Genomic DNA, 19,550 nt, shown 5'->3' with positions numbered 1-19,550 from the left:
AATTGGTATTGACTATTTAATATTGACAGTTTAAAAATTAGTACCAACCATTTGCTTGCCAGAAAGCCTTAGCAGCTGTCCATGAGCCATAACGACTAGCAACATAGTTATCAGCAACTTTTTCTTGATTAGCAGCAGAGTAATCACCATTAAGGTAAGCCGAAGAAAGTTGGTACTTACCGATGTATTGACCATTTTGTGCACTGTATGAGCCACCAGATTCACGACCAGCAATCCAAGCCTTGGCGCTAGCTTCTGAATCAGAAGCATTAGCTGCATAAGTTTGACTAGTAGAAGTTGAGGCAGTTGTAACTGTAGCAGTATTAGTAGTAGCAGAATTAGTATTTTCTTGGTTAGTGTTAGTTACTGTTTCTGCCTTGGTATTATCAGCTGGATAGTAGCCCTTGTTAACGTATTGAGCTCTAACCCATTGATTCTTACCCAAGTCATACCACTTATTGCCTTGAGCATCATAAGCTGTTCTAATCACTTTCCAAGAAGAAGCACTTGGTAAAATTTGACCAGTAGCAACCGGATTTTCGTAGCTATTCCAAACGTGAATGCTATTGCCCTCAACATAATTAACAGTTACGACTGCTGCATCATTAGCAACAGTTGCTGCATGAACAGTGTTTGTTTTAACACTATTCATTACGGCAACACCCGAAACTGATAACGCTGCTACAGCTGCTGATTTAACTAAGATAGATTTTACCTTCAAAAATATTCTCTCCTTAATAAAAAAATTTCATATCTATTCTTTTCTAAATTGATAAAAGCACCGTAGTGCTAATCCCAATTGATTGTCTATATACTACAGTGTTAACGTGTCAGAACCATAACAAAAATATCTCTCGGCTTTTAAGAATCAATTACTTGCAAATTAAAATATGTAACATTTGTAATATTATTTTTTATTGCCAATTTAAAGCAAGAATCCCTTAGTTACAAGGGGTCAACAGCATTATTTTTCATTGGAGCGTGCGTTTGCATCTAGCAACTGGTCTAGACATTCTGCTAAACTGCAACACAATTGCAAAATAAAATACTAGGATTTCCCGTCTAATCAACCTAAAAGTGCTATAGTTAAATTGTATTTTTAAAGAAAGGAACATCATTATGAGCAAGTACGTTGTCAAACTAGATGAAAAAGACCTGCAAATGATTAAAGACTGTCACTCCAAAAACCCTTCATTGATGAAGGCAATGAATGAAGCCAAAAAGGTCGAAGATTAATTTAAATAAAAAAGCTTCCTTATATAAGGAAGTTTTTTTATTGTATAAAATTTGCTTGATCCCTTTTGATAACAGTGTTATCATTCTTTTTAAATATCGGATAACACCGTTATCTAGAACAAGAGGTATAAATTATGAAAGAAACAGAAAAGCAATTGGTTGAAAAAGCGATCAAAGTTATTGACCAAGAAGGATTTCAAAACTTTTCGCTGCGCAAGCTGACAGCTGCCATTGGCTTGACTACTGGCGCTTTTTACAAACACTTTAATAGCAAGGATGACCTATTTAAACAAGCAACTATTCAGCTATCGCAAGAATTTATTGCCCAAATAAACTTTCACAGCAAGGCACCAGAAAAACAACTCTTACAAATTGCCGACTATTTTATTAAACAAGTGCAAGAACATCCCAATATAATGGAATTTCTCTTTTTCAACAATAACGCAACACTAGCTTTTAAAAATAGCGATCATCAATTCCCTTTTTTAACAAAAATGCTGCAATTAACTGACCAAATTACTCAAAACAGCAATATTACCGGCCACGATTTTTTCATTCAAATTTGGTCCTTTATCCAAGGTTATTCACTTCTAATTAAAAATGGAATCACTAATTACGATAAGCAGCTAATCCAAACAACATTAACCCAATTAGCTAAAGGAACTAACTAAAATGAAAACATTAATTATCTACTGTCATCCATATAACAAAAGCTTTAACCATGCTGTCCTAATGGCTACCAAAGAAAACCTCATTAAAAATAAGCGTGACTTTATCATAATCGATCTCTACCAAGATGGTTTTAACCCAACTTACGATCAAGAAGAACTGCGTTTATTCCACGAAGGTGGCACACATGACCCTCTTGTCAAAAAATATTTAACAATGCTAAAAGAAACATCAACCATAATTTTTATTACTCCTCTTTGGTGGAATAGTATTCCCGGTATGCTCAAAGGCTTTATCGATAAAGTAATGAAAGAAGGAACGGGGCTGTCACACACTGTTTCTAAAACGGGAATTCATGGCGAACTAAACAACATCAAACATACGTACGTCCTAACAACCTCAACTTCACCAAAATTTTATCTTCGCTTGTTTTGCGGTAATGCAATTAAAAGGATTTTTATTAATCAAACCTTACGTCAGCTGGATATGCAAGACCGCCATTGGTTACACTTTGGCGGTATCACTAATTCTTCACTAGTTAGACGTCAAAAGTACTTGGCAAAAATCACACAATATCAATTTAAGTAAAAAAAGAAACTTCAAAATTGAAGTTTCTTTTTTAGCAATTATTTTATAGAAGCCTTAGCTGTTTGATACGAATCAGCAATTTGATCAACTAAATCTTGGTCATCTTTTAATCCTGTTGTTGTGATTATAACTTGTTGGAGGTCATCTGTTTTAAGCATTTCTTGTAACTTTTGACTTTCAGCATCTTTAGGCTCATCAAACAAATATATTCTACCAACAGTTGTCACTAAAGCACTATAATCAAGACCACGTTCTTTAAGTTCTCTAATTGGTCGAATAAATCTTTCATCATAGCCTAATTTACGAATTGGTGTTCTGCCAACACGTGCAACATCATCAGAAATATACGGATTTTGGAATCTATGCAAAATTTTTGTGTGATACTCTTCTAAGCTTTCTTCCGTAAAAATTTGATGCCATTTACTATAAAGTAATGCTCTAGTTTCACCTAAAACACTCTTTACTTGTTTTAACACTAACGGATCTTTAATTGCATCGCCAATGGTTTCATAACCTAGGCTCTTTCCAGTATATGCTACAGTTGCGTGTCCAGTATTAACAGAGAATAATTTTCGTTCGATATATGGCTCAAGGTCTTCAGCGTAATCAACTCCCTTAAGTTTAATATCCTTATTCTTCATCTGGCTTTCGTCAATAACCCATTCTTTAAAATCTTCAACAGAAACAAACAATGGATCATCATGATTTTGAATAGGTACAATTCGATCAACGGCAGCATTCGGAAAACCTACATACTGATCAATTTGGGGCTTAATTTCATCATCTAAATGACTATAAACATATTCCTTTAAATGACTTGAACCACCAATCATATTCTCACATGCAATGACATCTAATGGCTTTGTATTACCAGCATTAATTCTTGCTGTTAAACCTTCAGCAATTAAAGGTGCAATAATTGGTAATATTTTAGGCCCAATAGCCGTAGTGATCATATCTGTTGATTTAATTGCTTCAACTACCTTCTTAGGATCTTTACCATTGTTAATTCCGTCAACATTTGTAACGTGTATTTTCTTTTTCCCTGGAGCAGCCAGTTCAATATCATATTCGCCACGTTTATTTAACTCATCGATAATAGTTTCATTAACATCAACAAAATCTACGCCAAAACCATTATCATTTAAAGTTTCACCAATAAAACCTCTGCCTATATTTCCTGCACCAAAGTGTACTGCTCTCATTTAATTTCCTACTCCTTGTAATAAACTAATAATTTCGTCTGGATATTTTGCATCAGCAATTTTTGCAACATTCGAAACATCACTACAAAACAAAGCAATTTGTGACAAAATGTTTAGATGTTCATTGCCCTTACCAGCAATACCAAAAACAACTGTTACTAATTGTTCCTGATCTTCATCCGGATCACTGAAGTCAACACCCATTGGAATTTGGACAACTGATATTCCTGTTTCCTTGATATATTTTTTACCACTATCAGTACCATGCGGAATCGCAATAAAATTACCCATATAAGTTGATACATCATTATTTCTAGCAATCATTGAGTCAATATAATCAGGTTCAACACAACCCCCATCAACTAATAATTGACCCGCAATTCTTATTGCTTGATCTCTAGTCGGTACTTCCTGATCAAGTTTTATCATATTTGTTTTTAATTCCATTAAAATTTCATCTCCTAGTTAAGTTTAGCAACTATTTCAGCCAATTCTTTTCCTTGAAGCAAATCATCCTCAACTATCACTTGAATTTTACTATAACGCAATTTCAAATTATTTTCAGCTTCTGGAGTAACTATTACTAAATGACTCGGATCATCTTTTAGATCTTCAATTCTAACTGCTTTCACTAGAACTGACTTATTAGCTTCTTTTAATTTATTAGTAAATAAATTTGTGGCCATTGTTGATGTCCCAATATGTTGGTCATGACGGATAAAGTTAACTTCTTTAATTTCATCAAAATTAATATCAGCTAAAGTATTTGTCTTATTTAAAGATATATTTTTAGAATTATCGTCATTTACCTGATTTAAAGTTGTAAGATTAGCAACAATTTCATCATACTTAGGACTATTTAAGAAATTATCAACCGAAACATGCATTGCACTAGGAGTTTTTTGTAATGAACGATCTGCAAGTTGATTCTGACTTACTACTAATAAATTACTATCATCATGAAGATTTCTAATTGCCATATTAGTTACAGCAATATTAATACCGGCCTTTTTAAATTTATCACGCAAAAGTGAGGCACCCATTGCTGACGAACCCATACCAGCATCACAAGCAAAAATAACTTTTTTAACATTAGCATAAGATTGTACAGAATTTGCAGCACTTTCAGAAGGAGCAATTTCTTGTCCTTTAGAAACTGCCTTCATTGACTGCATTTGTGCCTGCTTAGCAGCTAAGTCCCCGTCAACACTTTTATCATTCTTTAAAATAATTGCTGAAATAGCAAAAGAAACTAGTGTCGAACCAAGGACACCTACAATATTACCAAAATATGTTCCCTTAGCAGAAACAAGCAACATCGCAATAATTGATCCTGGAGAAGCTGCAGCCTTTAATCCACCACCTAATAATGAAAACAAGAATGTTCCTGATACACCACCAGCAATAGCAGCGATAATTAGAATTGGCTTCATTAAAATATATGGGAAATAAATTTCATGAATACCACCAAAAAATTCAATAATTGCTGCACCTGGGGCAGAACTCTTAGAACTGCCTTTACCAAATAGCATAAATGCAAGCAGAATTCCTAAACCAGGACCAGGATTAGATTCCATCATAAACAAAACTGATTTCCCAGCTTGAGCAGCTTGTTGAATTCCTAACGGAACTAAAATACCATTACCAATAGCATTATTTAAAAACAGTACCTTAGCAGGTTCAATAATAATATTAGCTAGTGGCAACAGGTGAACTCTGATAATTGCATCAACAGCTGTACTTGCCCATCTACTACCTGTTACCATGATTGGATTGACAATAAAATAAGCAAAAATCGCTAACATCAATCCTAAAATACCTAGTGAGAAGTTATCATAAATCATTTCAAAGCCAGATTTAATTTTGTCACGAAACAGATTATCCAGCTTTTTCATCAACCAAGCACTTAAAGGCCCCATAATCATCGCACCTAAAAACATTGGCTGGTCAGTACCTACAATAACACCAATTGTTGCAACAGAACCAATAACTGCCCCACGCTCTTCATCAATCATCTTACCGCCAGTATAACCAATCAATAACGGTAAAAGATAATTAAGCATCGGCTTGATTAAATTATTAATTTTAGCATTAGGGAACCAACCATTTGGCGTCATAAAAATGGCTGCCGTCAATCCCCAAGCAATAATAGCACCAATATTTGGCATAATCATTCCAGATAGAAATGTACCAAATTTCTGAATCTTCACTTTAACAGAAGATTTAGTATTTTCTTGAGACATCATATCTCCTCCTTCAATTCTTAACTTACTATTTAATAATAATATTTATAGTAATCGCTTTCAATAAAATGAAGAAGTGACTTTGGCACACTTTTTGATGACAAAGTTTGTAAAAAATATAACTTGCTTAATACTTATATAAAATATCAGTCAAACATTCTCTAGCCACCACATCCTTGATTTGCTGCTCACTGCCCACGCTGAATAACTTTAAGTTAACATCATTCATAATTATCATACTGCTTATTAAACTCATCACCTTTTGTTCAGCCGACGACAAGTTATCAGGGCCGAGCATTAACAAAATTCTATTAACATCAATATAATTATGATCCATTGATTCAAGTTTTAATTTCTTCTTTAAATCAAAAATGGTAAATTGACACCTTTTAATTGCAATGTTACTTGTATGAAAAAGGGCAATGTTACTATCTGGGATGCCAACTGGCGCAATTTTAATTCGCTCATATATTTTTTGGGCCACCATATTTCCATCTCTGACGACTGAACTACTTATTTTTAGTAGACATTGTGCAATTAAATCTATAATATCGACATAATTCGTCGTAATTTGTTCGACCTTAATGCTGTTAACTAGCTCATTACAAAATAATAAATCAATAGTTGCTTGCGATAGTCTTTTTTCTGCACCCTGAGTATTTACATCATGAGACTGCTGTTTTACTTGGTTGTTTTTAATTCGGGGATGAGCCAAATAATTTTTAATTCTAGTAACCTGTTCTTTCGGTAATAATGGACTTACTAGTAAATAATCATGAGTAAAATTTCTTAATTCAGTAGTTGACAAAATTAAATTATATTTTTTCAAATTCAAATTTTGTAAATCAGATATCTTACTTAAAGTTATATTATTAATATTTGGAATTTCTTGCATAATTCGGCTTCGTAAAATTGAAGAAACTCCTATACCATTTTCACATACAATTAAGGCCGCAAAAGTTTTATTATTTATATTTGTATATTCGTTAGCGAAATAGAGTAATAACAATTCCAATTCTGATAAAGAAAGAGGATACTGCTGAAATTCTTTTGCCCAAACTTTTTTAATAATTTTATATAAATTCGGGAATCTTTTTCTTAAATTCTCTAAAGTTTCTATTTTTGTATTAGGAAGTGGTTCAACGTTATTTTCAAGTAAGCCCAAAATGTGACTGGTTATTTTGTTAATAAAACTGGTGTTTCTTTTAAAGTCGTATTCTGCTTCTTTAGAAACAAGATTAATAAACTTTTTTACTTTCAACGAAATAGATAATTCATAATCATTGTCATAATGAAGCTCTGCTTGATGCTTATCGACACTTGCAAGTTTCTGCGCTAAATATGCTTTATCCCAGGAATTAATCTTTACGTCAATTTTAGCTGTTATATTTCGGTCAAAATCAGCCACCAAGGTAGTAAATGAGGGATTTATATTAATCTTAGTAATTTTTTGTAATTGCTGACCCTTTTTAATACGTAAAACAGTTATTGTAAAAGCTAAAATTATTTTAATTAACTCTTGATCATTTTCTATATTAAGTTTTGAAAAAATAGTTTGATTAAGTACCAATGCAACATTTTTTAAAATTGTTCCCGGTAACATTGCAACAAAGAAATCATCAACTTGATCAGTTTGATCATGTAAATAACAAAAGAATTCATAATCGTTAATTTCACTTAAAAAGATATTAGTTAAAATATCTCTACGTTTTTCTTCATTAACCTGAACATAAATGCCCAAACCTCTTTTCTTTTCCAATTTAATACCATTCATCTGAAAAGATTTATTCATCAAATTCAAATCGTTGCTAATTGTCGTCTCACTAACATTTAGGTCTAACGCTAAATTAAGAATTTTTTGTGGCTCATCACTCAATAACAGCAAAATCATGATCGCACTTTGCCGCTGTCTGATAGATAATTCATCTGGTACTGCTTTAATAGAAAGGTTAGCTTTAAGTTCAGTTATTGCTTTGCGACTTCCTTGAATAAAATAAACATGATGCTGGTGAACTATTTTTAATGATGTTTTTTTTAGAAATCCCTGCAATCTATCAATTTCTCGATAAACTGTCCTTTTGCTAACTTTAAAAGCATTCGTAAATTCTTCAATATTTAGTCCACTTTTTTCATGTAATAATTTTGTTAAAATCAATTTCTGTCGTTTAGTTAAGATATCCATTATTCAGCCTTTATATATTAATTAGTTAAGATCTTTACTCCTATATTTTACCTTTTTTAATTTAATAAGACTTTAAATTTACCAATAAATATCAAAATATATATTGTAATGAAAGCTAAGTCAGCAGATCCATCCATAACAGATTAATCAGCACAAACTGAAAAAACATTCTATGATTTTATCCATAGAATGTTTTATTTTCAGTCAATTATTTTATTTTTCAATTGTTAGCTTGTCGCGCCAAGATTTTGCTCCTGTTAAGACTTTATTCAAGTTTTCGATATTTTCTTTACCTTGAGTAGCTAACCATTTCTTACCAACTTCTTCACCTTCGGCAGCAAATGGTTTAATTGCTGGCTTCCATGTAGCACGACCACAAAGAACACCATTAAAGTCAGCACCTGCTTCTTTCGCCATCTTGATTTCAGCAATAAATTCTTCGGATGTAACTCCAGCTGATAAGAAGATATATGGCAAATCTGTTATATCTGATTGTCTCTTCAACAATTCTTTAGCTTGGGCTTGAGTATAGACAACTTCGTTATCCCCATTAAAGCCTTCAACAAACTTAATATTAAACGGAATTTCTACTTTCAAAACTGTTACACCATATTTTAGTGCTGAAAATTCCTTCATGGTTTTCAAAACTTTGTCGGCTTTTATCTTGGCAAAATCTACACCTTTAGCATCAGCGATATTAGCATCATAGGTAAGTAATTCCAAGAACAACGGTAATTCATTAGCTTTAGCTTCAGCACCGACTCTTTCAACAAAGGCTTGCTTTTTGTCATTAATTTCTTTACCTTCATCTGGGTCGTAATATAGCAGAAACTTAATTGCATCGCCACCTTCATTTTTAATCCGTAATCCTGATTGGTTAGCAATTAAATCTGGCATTCTACCCGGCTCAGTAGTATCATAACCGGTCTTTTCGTAAGAAAGCAATAGTCCACAATTTTTATCTCTAACCTTAGTTGCAGGCAAGCCATATTCTGGATCAGTTAGAATTGACGAAGCATATGGTGTTAATTCACTTGAAATTGCTTTTTTAAAATCAACAATTGTTGTTTTATCAGCTGGTTTATTAGCAGCTTCTGCCAACATTTTTTTCAATGAACCACGTTGGTCAATTGCCAAGGCACTAATTACGCCTTCATTGGTTGACAAGTTAGCCATATGTTTGGCAACTTCTGAAGAAATTGTTCTCATTATTTTTCTCCTTTAATTCAAATCAATCGCACATTACTATTATATACTCATACCAACCACTTTTAAACCTATACATATGTAAAGCTTTACCTTTTTTATTCTTAACTTAGTAAAACTTTACTTCAACGCATCATATGAACTTATTGCCTGCTTAAATCTTGCAAGTACATCATTATAGTCGTACATTCCATCAGCATTTTTAGTCATACCGTTAAATGATAAATCATACACCATTGGTGGATGATCCAAATTCATTGCCTGCATATGACGCAGTTGATCAACAGAAAAGTAAACTAGCTTAAAGGTTACAAACTTTTGCCCGCTCTTATTGGTCCAAACTTCCATTACAACTTTACCACCAATTGGTGTTGTCTTTTCAACACTATTAGGCAATTGATACTCCTTAACATCAAGAGCCGTTAGAACACTAGCAATGTTTGAATCATGACCACATAAAAAAGTAAATTTACGTGAATTATTAGATAATTCGTTGTCTATTTCTTGCAGCATTGGATGAGCGACATTTTTAGCAACACTAGGTGCTTTAAAGAGAACCTTGCCATAGGTATCGGTAATCTGGGCAATTTGATCCCATTGCTTAGCAGTTAATTTATGTCCAAAAGCTGCTTTTACAGCATTATGCTCTTCGTAGTACTGTAACACCAAAGCATCGGCTGCAGTAGTTGCTACTTTTAATGAACCAGTCATTGATGGTTCCTGATTCAAATTAAAGTTAACTTGCAGGTCATTTAACGGAAACTTAGTGTAGCCTTCTTTCAAGCCTTTTTCTGAATGCTTCAGATCAAGAACCTTAGCAAGTAGTTTATAGTTTTTACTTAGATTTCGTTCAATTCCAGCAAAACCTTTTTTACCACCCATTTTGGCAATTTCAGTTAGTGCTTGCTGCTTGAAATTATCATTAACATAAGTCAATTGCGGACTAAAGACAGGATCCATTGTTCCCAATTCATTATGATATTCAATAGGAACGTTAGCTACAGGCAAGAAGCCACTTGAGAAGTATTCTGCAGTAGCAATTGTCCGCTGCATTGAATTGGCATAGAAACGAACCTCTTTAGTATTAGGACGGGCATTTTCAGCAATTAATCCTTTTTTAGCCAGATATTTTCTAAAATACTGTCCCATTAAGGTTTCTAAATCACCGCCTAAAAGCGATAATTCACCGGCATTGCTTGACCAATCAATCCATTTATGCGATGTCATTTTATACAAATCTGACCCTTTAGTTGAAAGTGGTGCACGAACATTATGCCTGCTCAAAACTACGACTTTAGCCAATTGATAATCTTGATCTTTAACCTTTGAAACTACTGTTACTTTAGTTGAATTAGTTGCTTTGCTACTTTTAGCCGCTGTATTTGAAACACCTGTTACTAATAATAAAGTTGTAAAAACTAGTGCTAACAAATTTTTAAATTTAAACTTTCTATGTTTTTTCATTATTTTTCCTTAAATCAACAAACTTGATTGCTTAGCCTTCAAGTGCCAAGCAACCAAGTTCCATATTATTCAAAAAATTATTAATTACAACATGGTAAACAGATCTAGCTGAAATTATTTGCCTTTACAAACCTGTTCTTATCAATAATATAATATTTCTTACCTTTAATAGTTACAGAACTACCATATGTTATAATTTGCTTCTTTCTTCGTAATATCTTATGTCCTACCTTTTTACCACGTTTGTTGTAAATAAACGAATTATGCTTTAATTTACGTAATTTGCCATCAATATTACCAGCAGCAACATATGTACCATTGCCTAAATCATAAAACTTTTGGGCGTTTATTGTCTTAATACCCTGAATTTCAATAATTGTTCCTACTTTAAGAACCGGTTGACCAGTAATTCTCTTTCCATTTCCGTCATACAAATATACATTATGCATTATTTTTTTCTTAGTAACTTGCTTATCTTTATCTGGCAAATTATTTTTATCTTTGTCAGAATTTACATTACTTGGTAAATTATTGCTTGGCACACTTATTACTTCGTTGCCCGGAACTGCCTTAACATGAACCACTACTGTTACTTTAGTAGTTGAGCCATCAGGATATGTAATTGTTATTTCTCCTGTTGTATCGCCTACTTTACTTACGTCTGGCACTTTACTCCAGTTATATTTTGTTCCTGCGGGGAGATCTTTGGCATTAATAATCGCTGAGTCTGCGTCCGGCAGTTTCTCATTTACTTTAACCGTCACATCACGACCATTTGGGGTGTTTGTTTCTGCATCGGTTGGCGCTGCCTTAACATGAACTACTACTGTTACTTTGGTAGTTGAGCCATCAGGATATGTAATTGTTACTTCTCCCGTCGTATCGCCTACTTTACTTACATCCGGCTCTTTACTCCAGTTATATTTTGTTCCTGCGGGGAGATCTTTGGCATTAATAATCGCTGAGTCTGCGTCCGGCAGCTTCTCATTTACTTTAACCGTCACATCACGACCACTTGGGGTATTTGTTTCTGCATCGGTTGGCGCTGCCTTAACATGAACTACTACTGTTACTTTGGTAGTTGAGCCATCAGGATATGTAATTGTTACTTCTCCCGTCGTATCGCCTACTTTACTTACATCCGGCTCTTTACTCCAGTTATATTTTGTTCCTGCGGGGAGATCTTTGGCATTAATAATCGCTGAGTCTGCGTCCGGCAGTTTCTCATTTACTTTAACCGTCACATCACGACCACTTGGGGTATTTGTTTCTGCATCGGTTGGCGCTGCCTTAACATGAACTACTACTGTTACTTTGGTAGTTGAGCCATCAGGATATGTAATTGTTACTTCTCCCGTCGTATCGCCTACTTTACTTACATCCGGCTCTTTACTCCAGTTATATTTTGTTCCTGCGGGGAGATCTTTGGCATTAATAATCGCTGAGTCTGCGTCCGGCAGTTTCTCATTTACTTTAACCGTCACATCACGACCACTTGGGGTATTTGTTTCTGCATCGGTTGGCGCTGCCTTAACATGAACTACTACTGTTACTTTGGTAGTTGAGCCATCAGGATATGTAATTGTTACTTCTCCCGTCGTATCGCCTACTTTACTTACATCCGGCTCTTTACTCCAGTTATACTTCGTTCCTGCGGGGAGATCTTTGGCATTAATAATCGCCGAGTCTGCGTCCGGCAGCTTCTCATTTACTTTAACCGTCACATCACGACCACTTGGGGTATTTGTTTCTGCATCGGTTTCACTATTAACTTCTACTGAAACAGTATTTGAATCTTCCGGTTCATACTCCAAAGCAAACTGGTTTGCCAACAACTGTTGATCAAGCTTAAATGAAATACTATGACAATTTATAGGTTTTAGAGCTTTGAACTGAATTGTTGCAATAATTCCAAAATTATTACCGATATTTATTCTCGGAGCTTCTCCCTTATTACTGTATACTACGTTAACATCACTATTACCATCCGAATGAGTTTTATCCTTAGCGAAACTAACCATTCCATTAGTTAAATCGCCAGATGTTATACTTTCAAAACTTAGTTCATCTTTATCATATGGTAATCTTGCTGATAAAGCATTAACGTGACTTAACTTGTTACCGAGTACAGTAACTGTAATCGTATCACCTTTCTTATACTTGCTCTTATCAGTTTTTATCGTCATATTGCCTGATGGAATGACATAGCCGTCTGAAGCAAAATGTGCTCCTCCGCCTAATTTACTCATTGTGTAATTAATGTCAAAAGCATCTATTCGACCATTTTGATTTAAATCAGCATTTTCAACATAGCCAGTAAAGTCATTATCGGCATACTTAGTTTCGCCTATATAATTCAATAAAAATGTTTGATCATTGTCATTAATAACACCGTCGTTATTAAAATCACCAGGGACTGAAACTACAGAATTAGGCTTCTTATATAGTAAAAGTTCTTGTCCAGAGAAGTAATTGCCTCTAGTGGCACCATTAGGAATAGTAAATTTAACATAATATGCTTTTGTTCCTGGAGCAAATTTCAGTACTTTTTTAGTATTGTCCCATTGCCAACCTGAAGCGCTAGCGGTGATCTTATTCCAATGAAGGCCATCAATACTTGTTGACACTTCAATAGCCGAAATATTACCATTACCACCATTATCTCTTGGCACATATACTAATTTATCTAGATCCGTAATACCATCTAACTTAGTGCTGATGGTAATTGGAGTAACATTCTTTCCTGTTGGTGGGTACCAATTAGTGTGCGCCAAAGTTGATAAGTCCTGATCAAATAAATTTTTAACGGGACAACCAGATTGCCAAATATCTTTATCAGTTGTACCAATATCAGTTGTAGTACTTTGATATGTAATCTTAACCGCATCTTTCAATGGATCTTCTGCAGATGAAAAACTCTGTTCTTCACTCCAAGGCGATACTCCAGTTGCTGTAACAGTCTGAACTTGGAATGTATGTGTAGTATTAGGTTTTAGTTCTTTTAAAACAAAGCTAGTATCTGGAATACCAGTATAGATAACATCATCAGCCTTAATGTTATAACTTTTAGCACCATCTACAGAATCCCATTTAATTCCTACTGTTGTTGGAGTAGTTGTCGTCTTGTCTTCAACAATATTAGCAGGTACTTTTACTTCAGTACTTTCACCAGGAATACCATTGCTAATATTTGGCGTTTCATCAACACCGCTAATCCGCAGTTCAATGCCATTTTGCCTTACATCTGTTTGCCCTAGTTTGACTCGCAAGAAGCTCTGCTCTAAGCCGCTTCCTACTTCCTTCAAATATGGATTAGTTAAATATGCATCATCATAATAGTAAACATTGCTTGACTTCTCGTAGTCTGCCAAGTCTGTTGCCTCGCGTAAGGTGACTTCCTTACCGCCAACTGTTGCTTTAACTTCACTTGGAGCTTTCTTAGTTCTAATGTTAAATTCAGTAGTTCTCTTAGTGTCAATTCCGTCGTAACTACCCTTGGTTGGCGAAACTGTTACCGTTAATTTATCTCCATCCAAGCTGCTCTTTACTTCTGTTTCGGCACTCTTGTCTGACTTGTATTGTGCTGAAATACCATCATCTTCATAGACACTAGCTTCTGTGGTACCACTTGGATAGATCTCAAATTGACGGGCATTTCTTCCTGCTAAATAGTCTTTAGGAGTATTCGTTGCCGCAGCGGTTGGGACAATTGCGCCTGCCTTAACAAACAATGGCAGTTTCCATAATGGTGCGGTATAGTTATTAATTACTTGACCGCCTTGATATTCTTTACCAGTATAGTAATCAATCCAAATTTGATTTTTATCAGGCAAATAGATGCCATTACGAATATCATCACCGTTAGCAGCCATCTTGGTATTTTGATAAATTGGCGCAACTAAGAAGTTGTCACCCCACATGTATTGATACTTAACTAGGTCAGTATATGCTTCAGGGATATCTGGATAATCTAAGAACATTGCCCGTACCATTGGCTTACCGCTGGCAGTTGCGTCATGTGCCATCGTGTAAATATACGGCATTAACATCGTCTTTTGTTTCAGGTAAGCTCGGTTAATCTTGGTTACTTCAGGATTAGTATCATCAAAAGCATACGGGTTCTTGGGATTATAACCCCAGCCATCCATGTTCAATTGAATTGGCGTGAAAGCCTTCCACTCATATTCACGGGCATTAATAATTGGGTTATTACCACCAAAAATACCATCCATATCAGAAGCTGAGTTAGGCTGGCCGGAAAGACCTTCGCCAATGTAAGTAGGAATCTGGAAGCGAATGTATTCCCAGTCACCACCAGTCTCATCGCCTGTCCAAACTGCAGCTGTGTTTTGGGTTCCTGCCCAACCATCAAGAGAGATAATAAATGGTCTTAAAGTATCGCCTTTAATATTCTTAATCATGTTAGCAGCAGTCTGAGTGGCATTTAGACCAAATGAATAACCGTTACCAACCCAGGCAACGTCAGTCTTTAAGGCAACAACACCATTTTCAACTTCTTTTTCAAAGTCACGGTCTGACGGCTTAGGGTTATTAGGATCAGCTGGTGACAAGTTCTGCTGGGTCCACAAACCCACTTGAATTCCCTTAGAATTGGCATATTCGATAAAGTTCTTCAGATTCTCTAAATTACCAGCTAAAGTATCAGTTTGACCGTAGCCAGCACCATAGCCGTCATTTGGTAAGAACCAGCCTAATGGCATGTCGTGTTTAAGATATTGGTCAATTACTGCCCGCGCGCTGAACTGGTAGCTAGGATCATTTTCTCCCTTATCACCATTCAAAGTTTCACGAATCGCCGAGTCTTTCTTATCACTTGGTAAAGCACTTGGCTGATATTCTACATAATAGTTTCCATCTGGATATTTAATAGCGCCACTAGTCCCTTTAGGCATCTTAACCCAATAATCACGGTTATAAGCGTTTAAATGTGCTTCATAAAAGCCATAAATTGGAGTTAATGCTGGCAAGCCAGTTAATTCTTGATAATCATGAATTAGATCATATGGTGAGTCATCAAAAAAGTAAATTGCATCAAACCGATCTTCATTGTGAGTTGTAATGATGTCACCGTTGCCTTCACTGTCAAAGTCATAATTTCCAGGTTTGAAAGTATAACGCACAACACCATAACCTTTGGTTGACCAATAAAATGGGTTTGGTGAAGACACACCCTTGTCTACCCAATTGTTTGTATTTGCAATTTTGACATTTTCCTTGTCCAAATTAAACTTACCATTCTGGGTACCACCACCGTAATAACGCGTTTTACCGTCATCTTTAAGAGTTTGACTGGACCTTCCTGATCCAACTTCAACTTGTTTAGCTTCTTGTAAAACAGTCTTGCCATTCTTAGCAACACTCATTGTACCAGCAGCTTTATCAAAATTAATTGAAATTGCGCTATTTGCTAGTGTCCAACCGTCATTATTCTGAGTTACTGCAGTGTCTGCCAGACCACCCGTTCCTTTGGGATCTACTTCATCTGCCAAGATTTTGGCATTCAATCCTTTTTGAGATTGTTCTGGTTCATCATATTTCTTATCAGGATCAATATAATAACGGAAAGTCTTGTCATTCAACATGTACAATCTAGCAACTTGACCGTTCTTATAAGTGACTTCAAAATACTTGTCTTGCTTGACCACATTTTCGATTCCAGATGTAACAGCAGTATTAGAATCATTAGTTGTTGTTTCAGTTTGTTCAGCCACACCTTGTTCTTGAGATTGCTTAGGCTGAACCACTTTATTCGTCTTAGTAGTCACTAAGTGTTTTTTCCGTTTCAATTGCGACTTTGGTTCAACCACATATTTAGACTTCTTGGTTTTTCCTACTTTAGTGGTACTAATTGTTTTGGCCGAGACCTCTTGTGGTGCTTGCATTACACCAAAAATAAAACCGCAAGCAACGGCAATCGAAGCGGCTCCCGTACTTAAGCGACGTAATGACCATCTCACAATTTGATCACTACTGCTCTTCTTCCTTTCCAATAAATTATTTCTGCTAGACATAAGTAAACCTCCTAGCTTTTTATAAATATTTATTTTTTACAAAGAAAGCGCTTTATAAGCAGATTATACATTACACGTGTTATTTAATAAATAGCTTTTATAAATAAAACGGTCCACCCATATATCTTTATTTTTACTATGTTTAATTACAAAAATTATCAATAATTTTATGCTAAAATTTAGCTATAAATATTTAATCATTTAGCAGATTAATTAGGAGAACACTATGGCGTTTATTTATACTCTAAGATATATGCTTGATCCACGGACAAACACACCTGCAAAAGACCAAAAATTACTTAATTTTGTTAAAAAAGGCAAAATAGATGATGTAGCTTTCTTCATTAATGGTGAAGAGTTAAATCACAGCCACCTAACTGCTGAAGAAACTCAAGTGTGGCTAGATGCAATTAAACCCCTGCAAAAAAAATTACAAGAAATCGGTGTAACTACCAGCTTGAATCCATGGACTACCATCATGCATTCAGATCGCGGCTTTAGTATCAATCCAAAAATCGGTTTTCGAACTTTCATCGATCTTAACGGTCACCAAGCAAAAGATATGGCTTGTCCAGCAGATCCAACTTGGCGTAAATATATTACAGAAACTTATGCTCAATATGCTAGTATTCATCCCCGCCGATTATGGCTTGAAGATGACTTCCGCCATTATAATCATACCCCACTAAAATTAATGTGTTTTTGTGATTACCATATGAAGCTTTACCAACAAAAATTAGGCAAAGCTGAATTGCGGGCAACCTTTGTTAAAAATATGCTCAAACCCGGCAAGCCACTTCCTGAACGCAAAATTTACCTTGATCAAGCTCGGCAAGAGATGATTGAAAATGAACATTTAATTGAACACGCTGTACACCAAGTCAGTCCTGAAACTGACCTTGCACAGATGACGTCGTTTCCTGATTGGCATGCCATCGAAGGTCGCGACTGGCAAAAATTATTTGCTGCACAAGCAGGAGATGGTCATCCCCAAGTAGCTAGACCGCATTTACCAGCATATAACGAAGTCGCACCTTTAAAATATGGACGGGCATTTGAGGAATATACCCGTGTTACAGCTAGTTATTTAGGAGAAAATACAGAGCTATATCCTGAACTTGAAAATTATATGTTTTCGCCACTGGTCAAGTCGTTGTCTTTTATCAAATTTCAAATAATCACTACTGCTCTAGTCAGCAGCAAAGGAATTTTATTAAATCTCTTTGATATGATGGGCAATGGCATCAATGATTCATGGCATTATGCAGAAGCACTAGCTGAAATCAAACCTTTTGCCAGCAAATTATTAGAAAATAGGTTACATGTTGAACATCTGAGGGGTATTAAAATTCTAGTCGACCAAGACTCTAGTTACAGTATCCATACTACTAACGGTGTTGCGAGCGAAGAATTACTACCTCATGAAAAAAATTGGGCCAGTCTCCTATCTTCCTTTGGGTTTGCAACTACCATTCTGCCAGTCAATAATCAAACTCAACTGCACAATCAAATCATTGCAATTGCTGGACAGCTGCTACGCAATTTCTCTAATCAAAGAATCACCAACCTAATTCAAAATAATACGGTGATTCTTGATGGTGAAAGCATTAATGTACTAGTTGAACGTGGATTAGGTGACCTGCTGCATATCAAACAAGCTGAATGGCACAAGGTTCGTTCAGCATATCAATCATTTGAACAAGCAGATGGCTGCATTGTTGACGGTGTACAGAATCCTCGTATTACGATGTTGCAGCATACCGGTAATTACCTAAAGCTTGATTACGATGAAAATAGTGATGTTGTCGTTTGGTCTAAAGCATATAACTCAACTGATAAGGAATTGGGTAATATGATGGCAGTAATTGATCAGCACATTATCGTACTGCCAATTGATCAGGACCCCAAACACGGTTGGGAAGCACAATTTACAACTTATAAACAAGGCCTTTTGCAGCAAATGCTAGCTAGTATCGTCTCAATTGACTACTTAATTGCCATGCCTAATGTTAAATTAAATATTCAAAATGACGGTCATCTTGCTTGGCTGGCAAACTTTACTTTAGATGCCTATCACCAAATTCGGTGGCACCTTAGTAAGCCGCTAAGCAATACTCATGCCACAATTATTCGTCAACAAGGCAAAACAGTCAGTGCAAAGCAAGTACCAATAAATATTAAAGATGGCATTGCTATTATTAACGAAGAACTCAAGCCGTTAGAAACCATCCAACTAATATTTGATTAAAGTTAGTTGGATTTCAGATAGCAAAACACCGTAAGATTAATCATCTTACGGTGTTTTTATGTAATAAATATTTTATTTCTTCATGTTAGCGAGCATTTCGGTAATATTAACCATGCCCGCTTTGCCAGCAGTAATATAATCAGAGTCATTACCATTCATTTGACTGTTAAGCCATTCAATAACTAATGGCAAGTTCATGCCTGATATTAATTGCAGCTTTTGTCCACCCATAATCATTTGGCTGACGACATTAGCTGGCGTACCACCCATTAAATCGGCAAAAACAGTAATATCGCTAATGTTCATTCCTGCAATTGCTTCGGTAAACTTTTTCTTAAAATCGTCTGGACTTTCATCAGGCAATAAACACACGGAATGAACATGTTCTTGTTCACCCATAATTAACTCTGCACTATCCTTTAGGCCTGTAGCCATCGTACCATGACTAATTAAAATTAATTCTTTCTCTGCCATTAA

The 19,550-nt window shown here is 35.3% G+C and carries 12 protein-coding genes; 3 read left to right on the top strand and 9 right to left on the bottom strand.

Translation table 11 applies throughout. The annotated features are described in order from the left end of the window. Window positions 1–37: 37 nt before the first annotated feature. On the bottom strand, window positions 38–721 hold the full coding sequence (locus tag OZY43_RS01820; protein WP_277165423.1) for a hypothetical protein: 684 nt from the start codon (window positions 719–721) through the stop codon (window positions 38–40). Between the two features lie 649 nt (window positions 722–1,370). Between OZY43_RS01820 and OZY43_RS01815 the strand changes: the two genes are divergently transcribed. Next, on the top strand, window positions 1,371–1,907 hold the full coding sequence (locus OZY43_RS01815; RefSeq protein WP_277165421.1) for a TetR/AcrR family transcriptional regulator: 537 nt from the start codon (window positions 1,371–1,373) through the stop codon (window positions 1,905–1,907). A 1-nt stretch (window position 1,908) separates the two neighbouring features. Beyond that, window positions 1,909–2,493 (top strand): NAD(P)H-dependent oxidoreductase, encoded by a 585-nt coding sequence (locus OZY43_RS01810; RefSeq protein ID WP_277165419.1) that lies wholly within the window; start codon window positions 1,909–1,911, stop codon window positions 2,491–2,493. A gap of 38 nt (window positions 2,494–2,531) precedes the next feature. On the opposite strand, the gene OZY43_RS01805 is transcribed toward OZY43_RS01810, so the two are convergent. The 7 genes from OZY43_RS01805 to OZY43_RS01775 form a co-directional block, all read right to left on the bottom strand. Then, window positions 2,532–3,698, bottom strand: a complete 1,167-nt coding sequence (locus OZY43_RS01805) for a mannitol-1-phosphate 5-dehydrogenase (protein WP_277165418.1) — start codon at window positions 3,696–3,698, stop codon at window positions 2,532–2,534. After that, window positions 3,699–4,145, bottom strand: a complete 447-nt coding sequence (locus OZY43_RS01800; RefSeq protein WP_277165416.1) for a PTS sugar transporter subunit IIA — start codon at window positions 4,143–4,145, stop codon at window positions 3,699–3,701. Window positions 4,146–4,159: 14 nt separating this feature from the next. Continuing rightward, window positions 4,160–5,941 carry a PTS mannitol transporter subunit IICBA gene (locus tag OZY43_RS01795; RefSeq protein ID WP_277166316.1) on the bottom strand — a complete coding sequence of 594 codons (1,782 nt, stop codon included), beginning with the start codon at window positions 5,939–5,941 and terminating at the stop codon, window positions 4,160–4,162. 127 nt (window positions 5,942–6,068) lie between these two features. Then, complete coding sequence (locus OZY43_RS01790; protein ID WP_277165414.1) at window positions 6,069–8,123, bottom strand: HTH domain-containing protein; 2,055 nt, start codon at window positions 8,121–8,123, stop codon at window positions 6,069–6,071. A gap of 213 nt (window positions 8,124–8,336) precedes the next feature. Next, a complete protein-coding gene (locus OZY43_RS01785; RefSeq protein ID WP_277165412.1) occupies window positions 8,337–9,332 on the bottom strand; it encodes a tagatose 1,6-diphosphate aldolase in 996 nt (331 codons plus the stop codon). A 117-nt stretch (window positions 9,333–9,449) separates the two neighbouring features. Next, a complete protein-coding gene (locus OZY43_RS01780) occupies window positions 9,450–10,793 on the bottom strand; it encodes a histidine-type phosphatase (protein ID WP_277165410.1) in 1,344 nt (447 codons plus the stop codon). Window positions 10,794–10,897: 104 nt separating this feature from the next. Further along, window positions 10,898–16,825, bottom strand: a complete 5,928-nt coding sequence (locus OZY43_RS01775; protein ID WP_277165408.1) for a Rib/alpha-like domain-containing protein — start codon at window positions 16,823–16,825, stop codon at window positions 10,898–10,900. Window positions 16,826–17,051: 226 nt separating this feature from the next. On the opposite strand from OZY43_RS01775, the gene OZY43_RS01770 reads away from it, so the two are divergent. Beyond that, complete coding sequence (locus tag OZY43_RS01770; protein WP_277165407.1) at window positions 17,052–19,073, top strand: hypothetical protein; 2,022 nt, start codon at window positions 17,052–17,054, stop codon at window positions 19,071–19,073. A gap of 72 nt (window positions 19,074–19,145) precedes the next feature. On the opposite strand, the gene OZY43_RS01765 is transcribed toward OZY43_RS01770, so the two are convergent. Continuing rightward, complete coding sequence (locus OZY43_RS01765; protein ID WP_277165405.1) at window positions 19,146–19,547, bottom strand: PTS sugar transporter subunit IIA; 402 nt, start codon at window positions 19,545–19,547, stop codon at window positions 19,146–19,148. Between the last annotated feature and the right edge of the window lie 3 nt (window positions 19,548–19,550).

Source organism: Lactobacillus sp. ESL0785, assembly GCF_029395455.1.
Classification (GTDB): Bacteria; Bacillota; Bacilli; order Lactobacillales; family Lactobacillaceae; genus Lactobacillus.
Note: the sequence above shows the minus strand (reverse complement) of the source record. Positions and strands in the feature narration are given on the sequence as shown.

Excerpts from the sequence above, each read along its gene's own strand:
- OZY43_RS01815 (WP_277165421.1), top strand. The coding sequence starts at position 1,371 with ATGAAAGAAACAGAAAAGCAATTGGTTGAAAAAGCGATCAAAGTTATT.
- OZY43_RS01810 (WP_277165419.1), top strand. The coding sequence starts at position 1,909 with ATGAAAACATTAATTATCTACTGTCATCCATATAACAAAAGCTTTAAC.
- OZY43_RS01805 (WP_277165418.1), bottom strand. The coding sequence starts at position 3,698 with ATGAGAGCAGTACACTTTGGTGCAGGAAATATAGGCAGAGGTTTTATT.
- OZY43_RS01800 (WP_277165416.1), bottom strand. The coding sequence starts at position 4,145 with ATGGAATTAAAAACAAATATGATAAAACTTGATCAGGAAGTACCGACT.
- OZY43_RS01795 (WP_277166316.1), bottom strand. The coding sequence starts at position 5,941 with ATGTCTCAAGAAAATACTAAATCTTCTGTTAAAGTGAAGATTCAGAAA.
- OZY43_RS01790 (WP_277165414.1), bottom strand. The coding sequence starts at position 8,123 with ATGGATATCTTAACTAAACGACAGAAATTGATTTTAACAAAATTATTA.
- OZY43_RS01785 (WP_277165412.1), bottom strand. The coding sequence starts at position 9,332 with ATGAGAACAATTTCTTCAGAAGTTGCCAAACATATGGCTAACTTGTCA.
- OZY43_RS01780 (WP_277165410.1), bottom strand. The coding sequence starts at position 10,793 with ATGAAAAAACATAGAAAGTTTAAATTTAAAAATTTGTTAGCACTAGTT.
- OZY43_RS01775 (WP_277165408.1), bottom strand. The coding sequence starts at position 16,825 with ATGTCTAGCAGAAATAATTTATTGGAAAGGAAGAAGAGCAGTAGTGAT.
- OZY43_RS01770 (WP_277165407.1), top strand. The coding sequence starts at position 17,052 with ATGGCGTTTATTTATACTCTAAGATATATGCTTGATCCACGGACAAAC.
- OZY43_RS01765 (WP_277165405.1), bottom strand. The coding sequence starts at position 19,547 with ATGGCAGAGAAAGAATTAATTTTAATTAGTCATGGTACGATGGCTACA.